Origin of the sequence: Streptomyces sp. MK37H, assembly GCF_018035285.1 — a bacterium.
GTDB classification, from domain to species: domain Bacteria; phylum Actinomycetota; class Actinomycetes; order Streptomycetales; family Streptomycetaceae; genus Streptomyces; species Streptomyces endocoffeicus.
In genome coordinates, this window is sequence record NZ_JAAAYH010000112.1 from 1 (window position 1) to 22,937 (window position 22,937).

Sequence of the window (22,937 nt, forward strand, 5' to 3'; positions counted from 1 at the left end):
GGTGGGCTCGGGCACGATGGCGGTCGGGATCGCGGAGGTGTGCGCGCGCTCCGGATATCCGACGGTGCTGGTGGCCCGGAGCGAGATGCGCGCGAAGGAGGCCACGGCCGCCGTGGAGCGCTCGCTGGAGCGCGGGGTGCGGCGCGGCAAACTGGCGCCCGAGCTGCTCACCGAGGCGATGGACCGGCTGACCGCGGGCTGTGAACTCCAGGCGCTCGGCGCCTGCGATCTGGTGGTCGAGGCCGTGGCGGAGGACATCGACGTCAAACGGGCCGTCTTCGCCGATCTGGACCGGGTGTGCGCACCGGGCGCGGTGCTCGCCACCTCCACCTCCAGTCTGCCCGTCATCGAGTGCGCGATGGCGACGCGGCGGCCCGAGGACGTCATCGGGATGCACTTCTTCAACCCCGCCCCGGTGATGCGGCTGGTCGAGGTGGTGCACACCGTGCTGACCTCCAAGGAGGCGCTCGGCACGGCGCACGCGGTGGCCGCGGCGCTCGGCAAGCGTGCGGTGGACTGCCCGGACCGGGCGGGCTTCATCGTCAATGCCCTGCTCTTTCCCTATCTGAACAGCGCGGTGGCGATGCTCGAGGAGGGCTGGGCCACCGCCGATGACATCGACACGGTGATGGCGGCCGGGCAGGGCTATCCGATGGGCCCGCTGCGGCTGCTGGATGTGATCGGCCTGGATGTGTCCCTCGCCATCCAGCGCACTCTGCACGGCACCTTCCGGGATCCGGCCCTGACCCCGGCCCGTCATCTTCGGCGGCTGGTCGAGGCGGGTCACCTGGGCCGCAAGGGCGGGAGGGGGCTGCACCTCCACGAGCGATAGCGGCGGGTCACGGGGGGATGCCGGGGCCGGGGACACACCTTCCCGGCCCCGGCATCCGTATGCCCGTGGCGATGACAGGGGGTGCGAAGATGCCATTGGAATAGTCCAACGGCGAGGTGTGTGGCTCCGGAATTCATCGGCACGGGAATAGGTGCACCGGCCCTCTGTCCGCTTTATGGCAGGAGAATTCCCGGCGAATCGCTTGTGGTTACCAGCGGCAACAGACATAAGAACCGCATTGGCGATCAAAACGGGCAAATAAATGTTCGAAACGGGTCCCCGGAGTCCTCTGTGTATGACCACTTCGTGCCGGAGTCAAGGATGTCGGGAGCTTTCCCGGGTACGGCTAGGTGGTCTCGTGTATGCTGGCGCTTCCGAACAAATGCCCACGTGAACGGGGGTGGCGCAGGTTGTCAGGGTGTCGGTGCACTTCGGCTTCAACGCGTTGCCCCACGTAGGGGTGTCCCGCTCGCATCGCTTTTGTCGATCGTCGGGCAGCCCGCTCAGAATTGGTAATTCGTTAACGATGATTTTACGTGCGGCGATGGTGGCGCGACCGGTGGGCGTATAGCTTGCTGGGAGGCGTTCGGACTGCCGTGAGCAGTGCTTCGCGTCGCATTCGGGGGTGCGAGCAATGGTGTTTTCATCGGCCAGAGCCAGACAATTCGACGCGCAATTCGAGAGACTTCGGCGAGCGTTTTCCAGAAGCCTGTCCGGGGAGGCGGGCATCGTGCTTGTCGAGGGCGCGGTCGGTTGCGGCAAGACCCATACGCTCGAAGCCGTCACGGCCCATGCGGCGAAGGCCGGAGCCCTCGTCCTCAAGGCATACGGCACCTCGGCCGACCGGGCTCCGCTCGGCACACTGCGCCAGCTCCTGGACTCGCCCCGGCTGCCCAAGGCGACCGCCGACCATCTGCGCCGGGCACTCGACCACGGCGCACTCGACGCCGCGCCGCCCCGGGAAACCCCTGGTGGCGAACCCACCGGCGCGCACCCCACCCATGTCCAGGGCGCCCGGGAGTTCCGCGCCGCACTCCATGAACTCGCCTCCCGCGAACCGGTGGTGATCTGCGTCGACGAACTCCAGCTCGTCGACGCGGCGTCACTTCAGTACCTGCTGTACCTGGCGACCCGTTCGCGCTCCGCCAAACTCCTCATGGTGTTCGCACAGGCGACGGACAGCGAACGACAAGACGCCGTCTTCAATACCGAACTGCTGCGCCAGCCCAATTTCCAGCGGCTGCGGCTGGAGCGGCTGTCCTGGGATGAGACGGCACATCTGCTCACCACTCGTCTGGGACTTCCGGATTCCACCGATGTGGCCTACACCTGGTATGAGGTGAGCGGCGGTAATCCGTTGTTGCTACGCGCGGTGATAGACGATTACCGCACCGCGGGGGCGCCCCCACGGCGCAACCGCGCAGTGGAGCCCGTGGTGGGCGACATGTTTGTGCAGGCCGTGCTCACCTGCGTCTACCGCAGCGGGCGCACCGTCTCCCGGCTGGCCGAGGGCATCGCGGTGCTCGGGGCGTCCGCCTCCCTGGAACTCCTCGGCCGGCTGCTGCGCATCGGCCCCGCCGGAACCCGCCGCGGAGTCGCCGCGCTGGACGCGGCGGGCCTCGTCGACGGTCTCGCCTTCCGCCACCCGCATGTCGAGGCCGCGGTGCTGGAGGACATGGACCCCGAGGTCCGGCTGGACATGAACCGGCGCGCCGCCGTCCTGCTGCACCAGGGCGGCGGGGCGACCCTCGCCGTGGCCCGCCATCTGCTCGCCGCCCAGGCCGCCGACGAGCCCTGGGCGGTGCCGCTGCTGCGGGACGCCGCGCAGCAGGCGCTCGCCGAGGACGACGCCAAACTGGCGGTGGCCTGCCTGGAGCTGGCGTACGCGGCCTGCGCGGACGAGGAGTTGCGGGCCGGGATCAGGATCGGCACCGCCGGGATCATGTGGCGGCTCAACCCCTCGGCGTCCGAGCGGATGCTGGAGGAGCCGCTGGCCGCGCTGTGCGCCGACCGGCTGCCCGCCTCCCACATCGGGCGGCTGATCGAGCTGTTGCTCGCCCACGGCCGGATCGAGGAGGCGCGCGGCGCCATCGGCCGGCTCAATGCCGTCATGAGCAACGCGGGACCCACCTCGATGTCCCAGTTCCGGTTGACCGCCCGCTGGGCCCAGGAGTCCGGTGCGCAGGACCGGGCCCCCGGGACCACGGCGCGCCAGGGCGAGGACGGCGGCGCCTCCCGTACGCAGCTCAGATCCCGCAGACCCTCCGCGCTGTCGACGATCACGGCGGCGTTCAGCGGCTTCTTCGGGCGTGGGGGCAGCGAGGAGTCGCCGGTCGCCGCGGCGGAGAAGGTGCTCGATGTCTCGCCGCTCACCGACGCCACCTTCGAGCCCATCGTCAACTCGGTGAACGCGCTGGTGTACGCGGGCCGCCCGGACAAGGCGGCGCCGTGGTGCGACGCGCTGATGGAGGAGGCCGAGCGGCGCCGGGCGCCGGGCTGGCGGGCCATCTTCGCCTCGATCCGGGCCGAAATCGCCCTGCGGCAGGGCAATCTCGTGGAGTCGGCGGCCTATGCCACCACCGCCCTGGAGATCGTGCCAGGGCGCGACGGAAGCGTCTTCATCGGTGGCCCCCTGGCCAGCCAGATCCTGGCGTACACGGAGATGGGCAAGCACGAGGCGGCGGCGCGGCATCTGAGCCGCCCGGTTCCCGAGGCGCTGTTCAAGAGCATCTACGGACTGGGCTACACCCGCGCCCGCGGCCGCTATTACCTGGCCACCAACCGCATCAACGCGGCGCTCGGCGAATTCCTGATGGCCGGCCGGCTCGCCCAGCTGTGGGAGCTCGACCAGCCGGCGCTGCTGCCCTGGCGGTCGGACGCCGCCGAGGCATGGCTGGAGCTCGGCGACCGGGAGAAGGCCGCCAACCTGGTCTCCGAGCAGCTGGCCAGGAACGGCGCCGGGGACTCCCGGGTCCGCGGCGTCTCCCTGCGGTTACTGGCCGCGGCCGGCGACATCGAGAACCGGTCCCGGCTGCTCGGCCAGGCCGTCGAGGAGCTGCAGTGCTCCGGCGACCGCCTGGAGCTGGCCCGGGCGCTGGATGATCTGGGACGTACGCTGCGCGGATCCGGGGAGCTGGGGCGGGCCGACGCCATCATGGGCCGGGCCTGGCGGATGGCAAAGGAGTGCGGCGCCGAGGAGCTGTGCGCCCGGATCCGTCTCGACTCCGGTCTGGAGGCCCGCGATCCGCGGCCGGTGGTGCGGCCGGTGTCCGGACCGCTCGGGCCGAAGCCGGCGGTGCCGCCGTCCCTGGGCACCAAGCTCAGCGAATCCGAGGCCCGGGTGGCCGCCCTGGCGGTGGACGGTTATACGAACCGGGAAATAGCCGCCAGCCTGTTCATCACCATCAGCACGGTGGAACAGCATTTGACGCGGGTGTACCGCAAGCTGAATATCAGGAGCCGGCAGCAGCTGCCGACCGCGCTCCGGGCCCAGGTGGACGAAATCGCCTGAGCGATGACGAGGGCGATGTCCCGCGGAAGGGGTGGCCGCACTCGGCCACCCCTGTTCCATGCCCACCCCTGATTACCCCCCTATCGCCGCGGCAGACCTGGAGCGCGGGCTGACGGCGTTGATAGCTTCTGGCCACATGAAGGGCATAGTCCTCGCCGGAGGAAGCGGTACCCGACTGCATCCTTTGACACATGCGGTGTCGAAGCAGATCCTTCCCGTCTACAACAAACCGATGATCTATTACCCGCTGTCGGTGCTCATGCTCGGCGGCGTCAGGGAAATCCAGATCATCTCGACCCCGCTCCATGTGGAGCTGTTCCGCGCGCTTCTCGGCGACGGCGGTCGGCTGGGTCTTTCGATCGAGTACGCCGAGCAGCCCGAGGCCAATGGAATCGCCGAGGCATTCATCATCGGAGCCGAGTTCATCGGCGACGACCAGGTGACGCTGGTCCTCGGCGACAATATCTTCCACGGGCCCGGGTTTTCGAAGATGCTGCACCATGAGGCAAGCCATGTCGACGGCTGTGTGCTCTTCGGCTACGGAGTCAAGGACCCCGAGCGCTATGGCGTCGGGGAAATGGATGAGCAGGGTCGGCTGATCTCCCTCGAGGAGAAGCCGGCCGCCCCCAGATCCAATCTGGCGATCACCGGTCTGTATCTCTACGACAACGACGTCGTGGACATCGCCAAGAACGTACGGCCCTCCGGGCGCGGCGAACTGGAGATCACCGACGTCAACCGGGTCTATCTGGAACGCGGAAAGGCCAGACTGGTGGGGCTCGGCCGCGGATTCGCCTGGCTGGACACCGGAACCCATGACTCACTGCTCCAGGCGGGCCAGTATGTGCAGCTTCTGGAGCAGCGCCAGGGAGTGCGGATCGCCTGTCTCGAGGAGATAGCCTTCCGCATGGGGTTCATCGACGCCGCCGCCTGCTATGAGCTCGGTGCGGAGCTCAGCAAGACGGACTACGGACAATATCTGATGGATATCGCGGCCAATAACCGCTGAAGGGTTGTCTCCAGTGCGCATAGTTGTGACCGGCGGCGCGGGCTTCATCGGCTCCCACTTCGTCCGGCAGACCCTGACAGGGGCGTACGCGGCCTGGGCGGACGCCCAGGTCGTGGTGGTCGACAAGCTCACCTACGCGGGCAACGAGGCCAACCTGGCCGAGGTCGCCGACAGCCCCCGGCTGCGCTTCGTCCGCGGTGACATCTGCGACGGCGAGCTCGTCGGCGAGTTGCTGCGGGACACCGATCTGGTGGTCCACTTCGCCGCGGAATCGCATGTCGACCGCTCGATATCCGGCGCCGAGGAATTCGTGCGCACCAATGTCCTGGGCACCCACACCCTTCTCAACGCGGCCGCGAACGCGGAGGTCGGAAAGTTCGTCCACATCTCCACGGACGAGGTCTACGGCTCCATCGAAAGCGGCTCCTGGAGCGAGGAGGAACCACTCGAGCCCAACTCGCCGTATTCCGCCTCCAAGGCGTCCTCCGATCTGCTGGCCCGGGCCTTCCACCGCACCCATGGACTGCCCGTCTGTGTGACCCGCTGCTCCAACAACTACGGCCCGTACCAGCACCCCGAGAAGGTCATTCCGCTCTTCGTCACCAACCTCATGGACGGCAAGCCGGTGCCGCTCTACGGCGACGGCGGAAATATCCGGGACTGGCTGCACGTGGACGACCACTGCCGCGGTATCGCCCTGGTCGCCGAGAACGGCCGCCCGGGAGAGGTCTACAACATCGGCGGCGGCACCGAACTGACCAATCTGGAACTCACGGAACGGCTGCTCGAACTGCTCGGCGCCGACCGGTCCCTGATCGAGCGGGTACCCGACCGCAAGGGCCATGACCGCCGTTACTCGGTGGACATCGCGAAAATCTCCGCAGAACTCGGCTACCGCCCCGAGATGTCGTTCGAGAACGGCCTCGCGGAAACCGCCAAGTGGTACATGACACACCGCGGTTGGTGGGAACCGCTCAAGAAGATGTGACCACCCCTACGCCAAGGGTTAGGGGTGGATGCGGTTAGGGGTGGTTGAGTCGACTCCCGCCCCATAACGTCGACTTCCGGATCATGGTCAGTCCAGTCGCGTCGTAATCTCAACTGAGAGAAGAGTCTGAGGTCGTGATGTCGGAGAACTCCCTGGTGCGTGACGGGCACATCGCGGTCGTCGGTATGGCATGTCGCGTACCGGGCGCATCGACCCCGGATGAGTTCCGGCAGTTGCTGCGCAATGGAGAGAGCGCCATCACACAGATCCCGGCGGACCGGTATGCCGATGAGCTCCGGGACGCCGGTATTCGATTCGGTGGGTTCGTCGAAAGGGCGGCCGAGTTCGATCCGGAGTTCTTCGGGATTTCACCCCGAGAGGCACGGGCGATGGACCCCCAGCAGCGGCTCGCGCTGGAACTGTGCTGGGAGGCCCTGGAGAACGCCGGACTCGTCCCCGCACGACTCGAGGGCAGCCGTACCGGCGTCTTCATCGGCGCCATCGCCGACGACTACGCGGCCCTGGTCCACCGCGGCGAACCGGCCGCCATCACCCAGCACACCCTCACCGGGCTGAACCGCGGCATCATCGCCAACCGGGTCTCCTACGCCCTCGGGCTGCGCGGCCCGAGCGTGGTCGTGGACACCGGGCAGTCCTCGTCCCTGGCCGCCGTGCACCTGGCCTGCGAGAGCCTGCGGCGCGGCGAGACCGACACCGCCGTCGCGGGCGGCGTCCAACTGAACCTCGCCCCTGACGGCTTCATCGCCGCCTCCCGGTTCGGCGCCCTCTCCCCGGACGGCCGCTCCTTCACCTTCGACGCCCGCGCCAACGGCTATGTGCGCGGCGAGGGCGGCGGCCTCGTCGTACTCAAGCGGCTCCCGGACGCGCTGCGCGACGGCGACCCGGTGCTGTGCGTGATCCGCGGCTCCGACGCCAACAACGACGGCGGCGGCGACAGCCTCACCACCCCCGCGGCCCACGGGCAGGAGGCCATGCTGCGCGCCGCCTACGAGCGCGCCGGGGTCGACCCCGCCCGGGTCCAGTACGTCGAACTGCACGGCACCGGCACCAAGGTCGGCGACCCGGTCGAGGCCGCGGCGCTGGGCGCGGTCCTCGGCGCCGGCCGGGCGAGCGGCGCGCCGCTGCGGGTCGGCTCCGCCAAGACGAACGTGGGCCACCTCGAAGGCGCGGCCGGCATCACCGGCCTCATCAAGACGGTGCTCTCGCTCGCCCACCGCGAGCTGTTCCCGAGCCTCAACCACGAGACACCGAACCCCGCGATCCCCCTGGACACCCTGGGCCTCACGGTCCAGACCGCCCTCGACGCCTGGGCCCCGGAGGCGGACGCCCCACGGCTCGCGGGCGTCAGCTCGTTCGGCATGGGCGGCACCAATGTGCACATGGTGCTGGAGGAGGCACCCGCCGCCGACCCGGCCGCGGAACGCCCGACGGCCCTCGACACGGTGCCGTGGGTGCTCTCCGCCCGTGGTGAGGCGGCGCTGCGGGCGCAGGCGCGGCGGCTGCGGTCGTATGTGGCGGCGCGGCCGGAGCTGGATCCGGTGGACGTGGGCTACTCGCTGGCGCTGACCCGGTCCGCCTTCGGCCACCGGGCGGCGGTCGTCGGCCGCGACCGTGAGGAACTGCTGAACGGTCTTGAGCAGCTCGCCGCGGGTGTGGTCCCGGGCGCGGTGGCGGGCAGTGGCGGTACGGCGTTCCTGTTCACCGGTCAGGGTGCTCAACGTCCGGGCATGGGGCGGGAGTTGTACGCCGCGTTCCCGGTGTTCGCGGCGGTGTTCGACGCGGTGTGCGCGGAGCTGGACCGTCATCTGGATGGTTCGGTGCGGGAGGTGGTGTTCGGCGAGGACGCCGGGGCGCTGGATCGGACGGTGTTCACCCAGACCGGGCTGTTCGCTCTGGAGGTGGCGCTGTTCCGGCTGGTGGAGTCGTGGGGTCTGGCGCCGGACTTCCTGGTGGGGCATTCGGTGGGGGAGCTGGCGGCCGCCCATGTGGCGGGGGTGTTCTCGCTGGAGGACGCCTGTGCGCTGGTGGCGGCCCGGGGTCGGCTGATGCAGGCGCTGCCGGAGGGCGGTGCGATGGTGTCGCTCCAGGCGGCCGAGGCCGAGGTGGTGCCGCATCTCGAGGGCCACGAGGACCGGGTGAGCGTTGCGGCGGTCAATGGTCCGTCGGCGACCGTGATCTCCGGTGACGAGCCGGCGGTGCTCGCGGTCGCGGAGGCGGTGGGGGTCAAGAGCAAGCGGCTGAGCGTCTCCCATGCGTTCCACTCGCCGCTGATGGAGGGGATGCTGGCCGAGTTCGCCGAGGTGGCGGGCCGGATCGGCTACTCCGCACCGCGTCTTGCGATCGTCTCCAACGTCACGGGTGAGTTGGCGGGCGAGGAGGTGTGCTCGCCGGAGTACTGGGTGCGCCATGTGCGTCAGGCGGTGCGCTTCGGGGACGGCATACGGTTCCTCGAAGGGCAGGGTGTCACCCGCTTTGTGGAGCTCGGTCCGGCCGGTGTGCTCTCCGCCATGGGACGCGAGTGCGTCTCCGGTCCGGCCGCGTTCGTACCGCTGCTGCGCAAGGACCGCGAAGAGACCGGGGCGCTGCTGTCCGGGGTCGCGCAGGTGCACGCTCACGGTGGCGAGGTCGACTGGAAGGCGGTGTTCGCCGGGCGCGGTGCGCATCGGGTGGAGCTGCCCACCTACGCCTTCCAACGGCAGCGCTACTGGCTGGACACCGATCTCCCCGGCACCGAGGACGCCGCCACCGATGAACCCCTCTCCTGGCGTGAGGAGTTCGCGGCACTGACCGACGCCGCCGAGCGCGAGCGCGTGGCGCTGGAGCTGGTCCGTACGCACACCGCCTGGGTGCTGGGCTCCCCGGGACCCGACGCCGTCGACCCCGAGAAGATCTTCAAGGATCTCGGCTTCGACTCGCTGATGTCCGTCGAGCTGTGCAACCTCCTCAGCACCGCCACCGGAACACGGCTCGCCGGGACCGTCCTCTTCGACCACCCCACCCCGCTGGCCCTCTCCCACCACCTCCGGGACGTGGTGGTGGGCTCCCGGCCGGGCGTGGTCCCGCGCCCGGCCGCCACCCGGACCACCACGGGGGACGACGATCCGATCGCCATCGTGGCGATGAGCTGCCGCCTCCCCGGCGGGGTGCGCACCCCCGAACAGCTGTGGCGGCTGGTCAGCGAGGGCCGGGACGCCATCGCGGGCTTCCCCGGCAACCGGGGCTGGGACCTGGAGGGCCTCTACGACCCGGACCCGGCCCGCCACGGCACCAGCTATGTGCGCGAAGGCGGATTCCTCTACGAGGCCGACCAGTTCGACCCGGCCTTCTTCGGCATCAGCCCCCGCGAGGCCCAGGCGATGGACCCCCAGCAGCGGCTGCTGATGGAGACCGCGTGGGAGGCGTTCGAGCGCGCCGGGATCGACCCGACCACGCTCAAGGGCAGCGACGCGGGTGTCTTCGTCGGCGCCATGCCGCAGGACTACGGGCCGCGGATGGACGAGGCGTCGGAGGGGTTCGAGGGCTATCTGCTGACCGGCGGCACCACCAGCGTCGCGTCCGGCCGGATCGCCTACACCTGGGGTCTCGAGGGACCGGCGGTCACCGTCGACACGGCCTGCTCGTCCTCCCTGGTGGCCCTGCACATGGCCGTACGGTCGCTGCGCCAGGGCGAGTGCTCGCTGGCGCTGGCCGGCGGCGCCACCGTGATGTCCAGCCCCGGGATCTTCGTGGAGCTGAGCCGCCAGAAGGCGCTGTCGCCCGACGGCCGCTGCAAGGCGTTCTCGTCCGACGCGGACGGCACCGGCTGGGGCGAGGGCGTGGGCATGGTGCTGCTGGAGCGGCTGTCGGACGCGCGGCACAACGGCCACCAGGTGCTGGCGCTGGTCCGTGGCTCCGCCACCAACCAGGACGGCGCGAGCAACGGCCTCACCGCCCCGAGCGGACCGGCCCAGCAGCGGGTGATCCGGCAGGCACTGGCCGACGCGGGGCTCACCGCGGCCGATGTGGACGCGGTCGAGGCACATGGCACCGGCACCTCGCTCGGCGATCCCATCGAGGCGGGCGCACTGCTGGCCACGTACGGCCAGGACCGCGCCGAAGGCCGGCCGCTGTGGCTCGGCTCGCTGAAGTCCAACGTCGGCCACCCCCAGGCGGCGGCGGGCGTGGCCGGTGTCATCAAGATGGTGATGGCGCTGCGCCACGGCGTCCTGCCGCGGACCCTGCACGTACACGAGCCCTCGCCGCATGTCGACTGGTCGTCCGGGGCCGTGGAGCTGCTGACCGAGGCGAGGCCATGGCCGGAGCCGGAGACCGAGCGGCCGCGCCGCGCGGGCGTGTCGTCCTTCGGCATCAGCGGCACCAACGCACACGCCATCCTGGAGCAGGCCCCGGCCGAACCGGCCGCCGGTCACGACGAGCCGCGCCCGGCGGCCCCGGGGCTGCCCGTGCTGCCCTGGGTGCTGTCCGGGCGCACCGAACAGGCCCTGCGCACCCGGGCCGAGCAACTGCGGGATCACCTGGCCGACCACCCCGGCACCGACCTCGCGGTACTCGGCCACGCCCTCGCCACCACCCGCACGGCCTTCGGCCACCGGGCGGTGATCCTGGGCCGGGACCGGGAGCGGCTCCTGGACGGGCTCGGCGCGCTCGCGCAGGGCACCCCGGCGCCCCACGTGGTCCAGGGCGCGGCGGGCGGCCGGCGGAAGACCGTGTTCGTCTTCCCCGGGCAGGGCTCGCAGTGGATCGGGATGGCGCTCCCGCTGTGGGATGCCTCGCCCGTTTTCGCGGAGCGGCTGGAGGAGTGTGCCGACGCCCTGGAGCCGTTCCTGGACTGGTCGTTGCGCGATGTGCTGCGCGGTGAGCCGGGCGCCCCGTCGCTGTCCCGCATCGACGTGGTGCAGCCCGCGCTGTTCGCGGTGATGGTGTCGCTGGCGGCGCTGTGGCGCTCGTACGGCGTCGAACCGGCCGCGGTGGTCGGCCACTCGCAGGGCGAGATCGCCGCCGCGTACGTGGCCGGGGGGCTCTCGCTCCAGGACGCCGCCAAGGTGGTGGCCCGGCGCAGCCAGGCATGGGCCGAGCTGAGCGGCAAGGGCGGCATGCTCTCGGTGCTCGCGTCGGCCGGGACGGTCGCCGAGCGGCTGCGGCCGTGGAGCGAACGGCTCGGCATCGCCGCCGTCAACAGCCCCGCCACCGTGACCGTCTCGGGCGACCCGGAGGCACTGGACGCCTTCATGGCCGAGCTCGCCGCCGACGGGTTGAAGTCCCGCCGGGTGCCGGGCGTGGACACCGCCGGACACTCCCCGCAGGTCGACGGGTTGCGCGAGCGGCTGTTGCGCGAGGTGGCGGGGGTGCGGCCGCGCGCCTCGCGGATCGCGTACTACTCCACGGTGACCGGCGGGCCGCTGGACACCACGGAGCTGGACACCGACTACTGGTACCGGAACATGCGCGAGCCGGTGGACTTCGAACGGGCCACCCGGGCGCTGCTGGCCGACGGCCACACGGCCTTCATCGAATGCGCCCCGCATCCCATGCTCGCCATGTCGCTCCAGCAGACCATCGAGGACACGGGCGGAAACGCCGCCGTCGTCGGCACGCTGCGCCGGGACGAGGGCGACCCGGAGCGCTTCGCGGGCTCGTTCGCCGAGGCGTATGTGCAGGGGGTCGAACCGTCGTGGGACACCGTGTTCGGGGGCGCGCCGGGGCGCGGTGAGCGTGCCCCGGACCTGCCGACGTATCCGTTCCAGCGGCAGCGGTACTGGCTGGACAAGCCGGTCGCGGCGAGCGATGTGGCGGCGGCCGGACTCGACGCCGCCGGGCATCCGCTGCTCGGCGCGGCGGTCCCGCTGGCGGGTGCGGACGACCACCTGTTCACCGGCCGGATCTCCGCACAGGACCACCCCTGGCTGACCGAGCGCACCGGCCCCGACGCGGCCGTGCTCCCCGGCAGCGCCCTCGCCGAACTGGCGATCCGCGCGGGCGATCAGGTCGGCTGCGACCGGATCGAGGAACTGTCCCTGGACGCGCCGCTGGTGCTGCCCGAGAAGGGCGCCGCGGTGATCCAGGTGCGCGTCGGCGCCCCGGACGGCGGGGGCTCGCGCGCCCTCAGCGTCCACGCGCGCGCCGAGGGCGCCGACGCCGACGAGCCGTGGACGCGGTACGCCACGGCGGTCCTGGGCACCGGTGCCAAGGCCGCCGGCATCGGCCTCGCCGCGTGGCCACCGGCCGACGCCGTCCCGGTGGAGGTGGCGGGAGGCGCCGTCGCCGCCTGGCGCCTCGGTGAGGACCTCTACGTCGAGGTCGGGCTGACCGAGGCCGAGGAGGCCGACGCCGGGCGCTACGGACTGCACCCGGTGCTGCTGGAGTCGGCGCTCGACGCGGTGGAAACACCGGGCGACGGTGGCGGGTCGCGGCTGGCCGCCGCATGGAGCGGTGTCGCCCTGCACGCCACGGGCGCCACGGCGCTGCGGGTGCGGCTGACGCCGGCGGGTCCCGATACGTACGCGGTCGCCGCGGCCGACCTGAGCGGCGCCCCGGTGGCCTCGGTGGACCGGCTCGTGCTGCGCACGGTGGACACGCCCGAACCGATCGGCGGCCGCTCCGCCCTCCACCCGTCGCTGTTCCGCCTGGAGTGGCCCGCGGTGTCCGCCACGGACGCCACCGCGACCGCGACTCCGGCGAGCTGGGCGGTGCTCGGCGACGACCCGCTCGGGCTCTTCGCGCCCGTGGACGCGGTGCCCTACGACGAGACGGCGGATGCGCCGGACGCGGTCCTGGTGCCGTGCGTCGCCGAGGGCGACGGCGATGTGGCGGAGGCGGCCCACGCGGCCACTCACCGAGCGCTGGCGCTGATCCAGCGCTGGATCTCCGATGAGCGCCTCGCCTCCTCCCGGCTGGTGTGCGTCACCCGCGGCGCGGTCGCGGCCGCCCCCGGCGAAGAGGTCCCGGATGTGGCCCACGGCGCCGTATGGGGCCTGGTGCGCTCGGCCCAGTCGGAACACCCCGGCCGCTTCGTCCTCGTCGACCTCGACGCGGAGCCGGAGTCGGCGACCGCTCTCCCGGCCGCGATCGCCTCCGGCGAACCCCAGTGCGCGGTCCGCGAGGGCCTGGTGAGGGTGCCCCGGCTGGGGCGGGTGGCGAGGGGGACGGGTGCCGCCGAGGCCACCGCCACCGGAGCTGCTGGGGCCGCCACCAGGATTGCCCCGGCCACCGAGGCCACCGGCACCGGGCTTACCTGGGCCACCGCCACCGGAGCTGCCGGGGCCACTGGCCCCGGGGCTACCGGCCCCGGGGCTACCGGAACTGCAGAGCTCGCCGCCCCCCGGGCTGCCGGAGCTGCCGGGGCTGCCGCCGCCAAGGGGGCCGGTGCCACCGGCACTGCGGCCGCCGCCACCGGGGCCACCGGCACCAAGACCGCCGTGGCCACCGCCACCCGGGCTGCCGGGCCCGCCGACAGCCACCGACCGCTGGACCCCGAAGGCACCGTTCTCATCACCGGCGCCACCGGGACCCTCGGTGGGCTCGTCGCCCGCCATCTGGTCGGCGAGCACGGTATACGGCATCTGCTGCTGGTCAGTCGGCGTGGGCCCGCGGCCGACGGGATGGGCGAACTCCGCTCCGAACTCACCGAGCTGGGGGCCACCGTCACCGTCGCCGCCTGCGATACCGCCGACCGGGAAGCGCTCGCCGGGCTTCTCTGCGCGATACCCGCCGCGCATCCACTGACGGCCGTGATCCACGCGGCGGGTGTGCTCGACGACGGCGTCGTGGACGCGCTGAACCCCGAGCGGCTCGACCGGGTGCTGCGACCCAAGGTGGACGCCGCGTGGAATCTGCACGAGCTGACCGCGGACCACGACCTGGCCGCGTTCGTGCTCTACTCCTCCGTCGTCGCCACCATCGGCAACGGCGGACAGGCCAACTACGCCGCCGCCAACGCCTTCCTGGACTCCCTCGCCCAGCACCGCAGGGCTCGTGGCCTGGCCGCCCAGTCCCTCGCCTGGGGCCTGTGGGAGCAGCGCAGCGGCATGAGCGGGCATCTGGACGACGCCGATGTGCGGCGCATGGCGCGCTCCGGCATCCGTCCGCTGCCCAGCGCGGAGGGCATGGAACTCTTCGACGCCGCACGGGCGGCTGGTGATGCCACGCTCGTACCCGTCCGGCTCGACCTGGCCGATCTGCGCAAGCGCGCCGCGAGCGCCGCCGCCACCCCCGGCCAGGACGCCGTACCGGCCTATCTGCGCGGCCTGGTCCGGACACCGGTCCGCCGCGTCGTACGGGCCGGTGGCGGAGGCGGGGCCGCGGACACCGACGAGAGCTCGTTCGGGCGGCGGCTGGCCGCCCTGCCGGCGGCCGACCGGGACCCGTTCCTGCTGGACCTGGTGCGGGAGCACGCGGCGGGCGTGCTGGGGCTCGCCGCTCCGGACGACATCGAGGCCACCCGCGCCTTCCGGGAGGTCGGCTTCGACTCCCTGACCGCCGTGGAGTTGCGCAACCGGCTGGGCGCCACCACCGGGCTGCGGCTGCCGACCACCCTCCTCTTCGACTACCCGACCCCCGCCGTCCTGGTGGACCACTTGCGGCGCGAGGCACTGGGCGAGCGGGAGGAAGTGGCGGCCGTGGTGGCCGCCGTCCGTCCCGCCGACGACGATCCGATCGCCATCGTGGCCATGAGCTGCCGACTGCCCGGCGGGGTCCGCGGCCCCGAGGACCTGTGGGAGCTGGTGGCGGACGGCCGCGATGTGATCTCGACCTTCCCGACCGACCGCGGCTGGAACGTCGAGGAGCTCTACGACCCCAACCCCGATACGCCGGGCAGGAGTTACGCCAAGGAAGGCGGCTTCCTCTACGACGCCTACGACTTCGACCCCGAGTTCTTCGGGATCTCCCCGCGCGAGGCGCTGGCCATGGACCCGCAGCAGCGGCTGCTGCTGGAGACCTCCTGGGAGGCGCTGGAGCGCGCCGGGATCGACCCGCACTCCACGAAGGGCAGCACGGCGGGCGTGTTCATCGGCTCCACCGGCCAGGACTACGCCTCGCGGCTGGGCGAGATCCCCGAGGACATGGAGGGGTATCTGCTGACCGGCAAGGCCGCCAGCGTGGTCTCCGGACGCATCGCCTACTCCCTCGGCTGGGAGGGCCCGGCGCTCACCATCGACACCGCGTGCTCCTCCTCCCTGGTCGCCATCCACCAGGCGGCGCAGGCGCTGCGCCAGGGCGAATGCTCGATGGCGCTGGCGGGCGGCACGACGATGATGTCGACGCCGAGCCTGTTCATCGAGTTCAGCAGGCAGCGCGGGCTCGCCCCCGACGGCAGGTCGAAGGCGTTCTCCTCCGACACCGACGGCACCAGCTGGGGCGAGGGCGTCAGCATGGTGCTCCTGGAGCGACTGTCCGACGCCCGGGCCAACGGCCACGAGGTGCTGGCGCTGGTGCGCGGCTCGGCCGTCAATCAGGACGGCGCCAGCAACGGCCTCACCGCCCCCAACGGCCCCTCCCAGCAGCGGGTGATCCGGCAGGCGCTGGCGAACGCCGGGCTGTCGGCCGCGGAGGTGGACGCCGTCGAGGCCCACGGCACCGGCACCACGCTCGGCGACCCGATCGAGGCCCAGGCCATCCTGGCCACCTACGGCCAGGGCCGGGAGGCCGACCGGCCGCTGAGGCTGGGCGCGTTGAAGTCCAACATCGGCCACACCCAGGGCGCGGCCGGCGGCGCCGGTGTCATCAAGATGGTCATGGCGATGCGCCACGGCCTGCTGCCCAGGACGCTCCACGTCAAGGAGCCCACCCCGCATGTGGACTGGACGGCCGGGGCGGTCGAGCTGCTGACCGAGGCCAGGGAGTGGCCCGCGGGCGAGCGGGTGCGGCGCGCCGGGGTGTCCGCCTTCGGCATCAGCGGCACCAACGCCCACCTCATCCTGGAGGAGCCGCCCGCCGACCCGGCCGCCGACCCGGCCACCGAACCTGAGCCGGAGTCGGAACCGTCGGTGCGCACCGATGTGGTGCCGTGGACGGTGTCCGGCCGTACCGAGGGCGCGTTGCGCGCCCAGGCGGAGCGGCTGCGGTCGTATCTGGCGGCGCGGCCGGAGCTGGATCCGGTGGACGTGGGCTACTCGCTGGCGCTGACCCGCTCCGCCTTCGGCCACCGCGCGGCGATCGTCGGCCGCGACCAGAAGGAGCTGCTGAGCGGACTGGAGCAACTCGCCACGGGCGTCACCCCGGGCACGGTGGCCGACGACGAGGGCAGGACGGCGTTCCTCTTCACCGGTCAGGGCGCCCAACGGCTTGGCATGGGGCGGGAGTTGTGCGCCGCGTTCCCGGTGTTCGCGGCGGTGTTCGACGAGGTGTGCGCGGAGCTGGACCGTCATCTGGATGGTTCGGTGCGGGAGGTGGTGTTCGGCGAGGACGCCGGGGCGCTGGATCGGACGGTGTTCACCCAGACCGGGCTGTTCGCTCTGGAGGTGGCGCTGTTCCGGCTGGTGGAGTCGTGGGGTCTGGCGCCGGACTTCCTGGTGGGGCATTCGGTGGGGGAGCTGGCGGCCGCCCATGTGGCGGGGGTGTTCTCGCTGGAGGACGCCGCCGCTCTCGTCGCGGCCCGTGGTCGGCTGATGCAGGCCCTGCCCGAGGGCGGTGCGATGGTGTCGCTGAAGGCCGCCGAGGCCGACGTGACACCGCATCTGGCCGGTTATGAGGACCGGGTGAGCGTGGCCGCGGTCAATGGCCCGTCGGCGACCGTCATCTCCGGTGAGGAGCCGGCGGTGCTCGCGGTGGCGGACGCGATGGGGGTCAAGAGCAAACGGCTGAGCGTCTCCCATGCGTTCCACTCGCCGCTGATGGAGGGGATGCTGGCCGAGTTCGCCGAGGTGGCGGGCCGGATCACCTACGCAATGCCGCGCATCGCGATCGTCTCGAACCTCACGGGCGAGTTGGCGGGCGAGGAAGTGTGCTCGCCGGAGTACTGGGTGCGCCATGTGCGTCAGGCGGTCCGCTTTGGGGACGGCATACGGTTCCTCCAAACCCAGGGCGTCACCCGCTATGTGGAGTTGGGCCCCGCCGGTGTGCTTGCCGCCATGGGCCAGGAATGCGTCTCCGGTCCGGCCGCGTTCGTACCGCTGCTGCGCAAGGACCGCGACGAGACCGGGGCACTGCTCTCCGGGGTCGCGCAGGTGCACGCTCACGGTGGCGAGGTCGACTGGAAGGCGGTGTTCGCCGGGCGCGGTGCGCATCGGGTGGAGCTGCCCACGTACGCCTTCCAGCGGCAGCGCTACTGGTTCGACCCCGCTACGCCGGGAACGCCGACCGTCAATGCCGGCACGGACGCGTCCTCCGTGGAGGCCCGCTTCTGGGAGGCGGTCGAGCGCGAGGACCTGGAGGCGCTGACCACCACCCTGGAGATCGACCAGCAGGCGCGGCTCGGCGAACTGCTGCCCGCGCTCTCCTCCTGGCGCCGGGGTCAGAGCGACCGCGCCACCGTGGACTCCTGGCGCTACCGGATCACCTGGTCCCCGGTGGCCGTCGAGGAGCGTACGGCGCCGCTGTCCGGCACCTGGTGGGTGGCCGTGCCGGAGGGCCGGGCGGACGGCGCGCAGATCGCCGCCGTGGCGGCCTCCCTCGACCGGCGCGGGGCGCGCGTCGTGCCCCTCACCGTGGCCACGACCGGCCGTGACGCGCTCGCCGCGCGGCTGCGCCACGAGGCGGACACCGGTGGCACACCGGCCGGTGTGCTCTCGCTGCTCGCCCTCGACGACGGCCCGCACCCCGAACACACCGCGCTCACCACCGGTCTGGCCCTCAACGTCGGGCTGATCCAGGCGCTGGGCGACGCGGGCATCGCCGCCCCGCTGTGGCTCGCCACCACCGGCGCCGTGTCGGTGAGCGGATCCGATCCGCTCGACAGCCCCGCACAGTCCGCCACCTGGGGCCTCGGCCGGGTCGTGGCCCTGGAGCACCCCCAGCGGTGGGGCGGCCTGATCGACCTCCCCGGGGACCTCGACGAGCGGACGGCGGACCGGCTGTGCGCCGCGCTCTCCGGCATCGCCGGCGACAGCGGCCCGGAGGACCAACTCGCCCTCCGCGACGCCGGGGTGTTCGTCCGGCGGCTGGTCCGGGCGCCGCTGCGCACACCGGGCCGGGAGAGCTGGAAGCCGCATGGCACCGTGCTGATCACCGGGGGCACCGGTGGGCTCGGTGCCCAGGTCGCCCGCTGGCTGGCCCGCTCCGGCGCCGAACACCTCGTGCTCACCAGCCGCCGTGGCATCGCGGCGCCCGGCGCCGCCGAACTGCGCGACGAGCTGATCGCGCTGAGCGAGGGCGGTGTCCGGGTGACGGTGGCGGCGTGCGACGTCCGCGACCGCGACGAGGTGGCGGCGCTGCTGCGCCGGATCACCACCGGGGGCGACCCGGTGCACGCCGTCTTCCACGCGGCGGGCGTCGTGGAGTTCTCCCAGCTCACCGACAGTACGGTGGCCGATTTCGCGGAGATGGCCGACGGCAAGGTGCTGGGCGCCGCCCATCTGGACGCGTTGCTGGACCAGGACCACCTCGAGGCGTTCGTGCTCTTCTCGTCCATCGCCGCCACCTGGGGGAGCGGCGGACAGAGCGCCTACGCGGCCGCCAACGCCTACCTGGACGCCCTCGCCGAGCACCGCGAGGCACGCGGCCTCCCCGCCACCTCGGTGGCCTGGGGACCCTGGGCCGACCACGGCATGATCGAGCACGGTGAGGTGGCGGAGCACCTCAGCCGCCGTGGACTGCCCGCGATGGCACCGGAGTTGGCCGTGGCGGCGCTGAGCGAGGCGCTGCACACCGGCGAGACCTCCCTCGTCCTCGCCGATGTGCGCTGGGACCGCTTCGTCCCCGGCTTCACCGCCGCCCGCCGCCGGCCGCTGATCGGCGGGCTGCCGGAGGTGCGCGACGCCCTCGCCACCACCGCGGCTCCCGACACCACCGGGCCGGACGACGTGGCGGACACCTTCCTGGCGAGCCTCGCGGGTCTGACGGGCGAGGACCTGGACCGCGCCCTGCGGGACCTGGTGCACGCCCAGGCGGCGGCCGTGCTCGGCCACTCCTCGTCCGACGCGGTCGCCGGCGGCCGCCCGTTCAAGGAGCTGGGCTTCGACTCGCTCACCGCCGTGGAACTGCGCAACCGGCTGGCCGCGGTCACCGGACTCGACCTGCCCGCCACCCTCGTCTTCGACTATCCGGCGCCCGCGCCACTGGCCGAGTACCTCCGCGGCGAGCTGCCGTCGGCCCGCCCGGCGGACGCGCGCACCCTCTTCGACGACCTGGACCGGTGGGAGTCCGCGCTGCCGGAGCTGATGGCCGACGACGGGGCGCGGGAGCGGCTGACGGGGCGTCTGAACGACCTCATGGCGAAGTTGGGCGGCACGCCCGGGGAACACACCGGCGGGCCGTCCCCCGACACCGGCCTCCTCTCCGCTACCGCCGACGAGGTCTTCGACTTCATCGACAACGAATTCGGGGCTTCCTGATGGCGAACGAGAACGAAGAGAAACTCCTCACCTACCTCAAGCGGGTCTCCTCCGACCTCAAGCAGGCCCGTGACCGGCTGGAGCGGATCGAGGCCGACGAGCGGGAGCCGATCGCCATCGTCTCGATGGGCTGCCGCTTCCCCGGCGGTGTCCGCTCGCCGGAGGACCTGTGGCGGCTGGTGGCCGAGGGCCGCGACGCGATCTCGGAGTTCCCCGCCAACCGGGGCTGGGACGTCGATGGGCTCTACGACCCCGACCCGGGCCGGTCCGGCACCTGCAACACCCGCGAAGGCGGCTTCGTCCACGACGCCGACCAGTTCGACCCGGGCTTCTTCGGCATCTCCCCGCGCGAGGCGCTGGCCATGGACCCGCAGCAGCGGCTGCTGCTGGAGGTGTCCTGGGAGGCGATCGAGCGCGCGGGCATCGATCCGCTCTCGCTGAAGGGCACCAGGGCCGGGGTGTATGTGGGGCTCGCCTCGTTCCAGTACGGCGGGGACCCGCAGTACGCCCCGCAAAGCGTCGAGGGCCATCTGCTGATCGGCAACGTCTCCAGCGTGGCCTCCGGCCGGATCTCCTACACCCTCGGCCTCGAGGGACCGGCCATCACCCTGGACACCGCGTGCTCCTCGTCGCTGGTGACCATGCATCTGGCGGCCCAGGCGCTGCGTCGCGGCGAATGCTCGCTGGCGCTGGCCGGAGGGGTGGCGGTCATGGCCACCCCCGGTGTCTTCGTCGAGTTCAGTCACCAGCGCGGGCTGGCCGCCAACGGCCGTTGCAAGTCCTTCGCCGCGGGCGCCGACGGCACCGGCTGGGGCGAGGGCGCGGGCATGGTGCTGCTGGAGCGGCTGTCCGACGCCCGTCGCAACGGCCACCCGGTTCTCGCCGTGCTGCGCTCCAGCGCCATGAACCAGGACGGCGCCAGCAACGGCCTCGCCGCGCCCAACGGCCCGGCCCAGCGCCGGGTCATCGAGGCGGCGCTGACCGCCGCCGGGCTCACGGTGGACGACGTCGACGCCGTCGAGGCCCATGGCACGGGCACCGCGCTCGGCGATCCCATCGAGGCGGGCGCGCTGCTCGCCACGTACGGCAAGGGCCGCACCTCCGGCCATCCGCTGTGGCTCGGCTCGCTCAAGTCCAACATCGGCCACACCCAGGCGGCGGCCGGGGTCGGCGGGGTCATCAAGACGGTGATGGCGCTGCGCCACGGCACGCTGCCGAGGACACTCCACGTCGAGCAGGCGTCCCCGGCCGTCAACTGGTCCTCCGGAGCCGTCGAGTTGCTGACCGAGGCCCGGGAGTGGCCCGAGCGTGGCCGTCCGCGCCGAGCCGGGGTGTCCGCGTTCGGCGTCAGCGGCACCAACGCCCATGTCATCCTCGAACAGGCCCCGGCTGAGGGGGAGGACGACGAAGAAGGCGCCCCGGCCCTCGACGGGACCGCGCTCGGCGGCTCCGCCGTCCCCTGGGTGCTCTCGGGCAGGAGCGAAGCGGCCCTGCGGGCACAGGCCGAGCGGCTGCTGACCCATCTGAACGAGCGCCCCGAGGTGTCCCCGGCCGATGTCGGCCACTCGCTCGCCACCGGACGGCCGGCCTTCGAATACCGCGCCGCGGTGGTGGGCGCGGACCGCTCCCAACTGCTGGGCCACCTCGAGGCGTTGGCCTCCGGTGGGGTGCCCGTGGGCGTGGTACGCGGCGAGGGCGCGGCGGTGCCGGAGGCCCGTCCGGTGTTCGTGTTTCCGGGGCAGGGGTCGCAGTGGGTGGGGATGGCGGTGGAGTTGCTGGATAGCTCGCCGGTGTTCGCGGGGCGGATCGCGGAGTGCGAAGTGGCGCTGTCGGGGTTCGTGGACTGGTCGTTGACCGGTGTCTTGCGGGGTGAGGGGCCGGGGTTGGAGCGGGTGGATGTGGTGCAGCCGGCGTTGTGGGCGGTGATGGTGTCGTTGGCGGAGGTGTGGCGGGCGTGCGGTGTGGCTCCCGCCGCCGTGGTGGGGCATTCGCAGGGGGAGATCGCGGCGGCGGTGGTGGCGGGTGCGCTGTCCCTGGAGGACGGGGCGCGGGTCGTCGCGCTGCGCTCGCAGGCCATCGCCCGTGGACTGGCCGGACACGGCGGCATGATGTCCGTGTCGCTCCCGGTCGAGGAGGTGCGGGAGCGGATCGCCGCCTGGGATGGCCGTATCTCCGTGGCGGCCGTCAACGGCCCCGGCGCGGTGGTGGTCTCCGGCGAACCGGAGGCGCTGCGCGAGCTGCTGGCCCAATGCGAGGCCGAGGATGTCCGGGCGAAGCTGATCCCGGTGGACTACGCCTCGCACTCCGCGCAGGTGGAGAAGATCCACGACGAGCTGCTGCGGATCCTCGCCCCCATCCGCCCGCGCACCTCGCGGATCGTCTTCCACTCCACCGTCACCGGTGAACCCCTGGACACCGCTGGGCTCGACGCCGCCTACTGGGCGCGCAATCTGCGGGAGACCGTACGGCTCGAAGCGGCCACCCGGGCGCTGCTCACCAGCGGCCACCGGCTGTTCGTGGAGGTGAGCCCGCACCCCGTGCTGGCCGCCGCCATCGAGGCCACCGTCGAGGCCGCCGAGGGCTCGGCCGCCGTCATCGGCACCCTGCGCCGCGAGGAGGGCGGCCCCGAGCGGATGCTGCTCTCGCTCGCCCAGGGCTACGTCCACGGCGCGGAGGTGGACTGGCGGGGGCTGTTCGCGGGGAGGGGAGCGAGGCGCGTCGACCTTCCCACGTACGCGTTCCAGCGCGCCCGCTACTGGGTCGAGCCTCCGACCGGGCCCGTCGCCGAGGCGGCCACCGGCCCGGCGGAGGCGGAGTTCTGGACCGCGGTCGAGAAGGCCGACCTGGACGCGCTGACGGCGACACTGGGCGCGGACGCCGACGCACCGCTCAGCGAGGTGCTTCCGCTGCTCTCGTCGTGGCGGTCCCGGCTGAGCGACCAGGCGGTGCTCGACGCCTGGCGCTACCGCATCGGCTGGCAACCGCTCGACGGGCAACGGCCCCCCATGCTCCCGGGCCGCCTGCTGGTGGCGGTGCCCGCCGAGACTCGGGCCACCGATACCGAGGGCGCCGACGCCGACGCCGGGGCC

At 72.3% G+C, this 22,937-nt stretch carries 6 protein-coding genes; all 6 read left to right on the top strand.

All coding sequences use genetic code 11. From position 1 onward, the window contains the following. The coding region (locus tag GWI24_RS17935; RefSeq protein WP_247616534.1) for a 3-hydroxyacyl-CoA dehydrogenase family protein at positions 1-832 on the top strand (832 nt) is incomplete at its 5' end. Positions 833-1,466: 634 nt separating this feature from the next. Next, entirely contained in the window at positions 1,467-4,343 is a 2,877-nt protein-coding gene (locus tag GWI24_RS17940; protein WP_210946954.1) for a LuxR family transcriptional regulator, read from the top strand. A gap of 136 nt (positions 4,344-4,479) precedes the next feature. Continuing rightward, positions 4,480-5,352 (top strand): glucose-1-phosphate thymidylyltransferase RfbA, encoded by an 873-nt coding sequence (gene rfbA, locus GWI24_RS17945; RefSeq protein ID WP_210946957.1) that lies wholly within the window; start codon positions 4,480-4,482, stop codon positions 5,350-5,352. A gap of 13 nt (positions 5,353-5,365) precedes the next feature. After that, the gene (gene rfbB, locus GWI24_RS17950; protein WP_210946955.1) at positions 5,366-6,340 is read left to right on the top strand and encodes a dTDP-glucose 4,6-dehydratase; all 975 of its coding nucleotides are present in this window, start codon (positions 5,366-5,368) and stop codon (positions 6,338-6,340) included. Between the two features lie 137 nt (positions 6,341-6,477). Further along, positions 6,478-19,848, top strand: a complete 13,371-nt coding sequence (locus tag GWI24_RS46240) for a type I polyketide synthase (protein ID WP_281790158.1) — start codon at positions 6,478-6,480, stop codon at positions 19,846-19,848. After that, a partial coding sequence (locus GWI24_RS17980; RefSeq protein ID WP_210946956.1) for a type I polyketide synthase occupies positions 19,848-22,937 on the top strand: 3,090 nt, incomplete at its 3' end. The genes GWI24_RS46240 and GWI24_RS17980, both read left to right, overlap by 1 nt.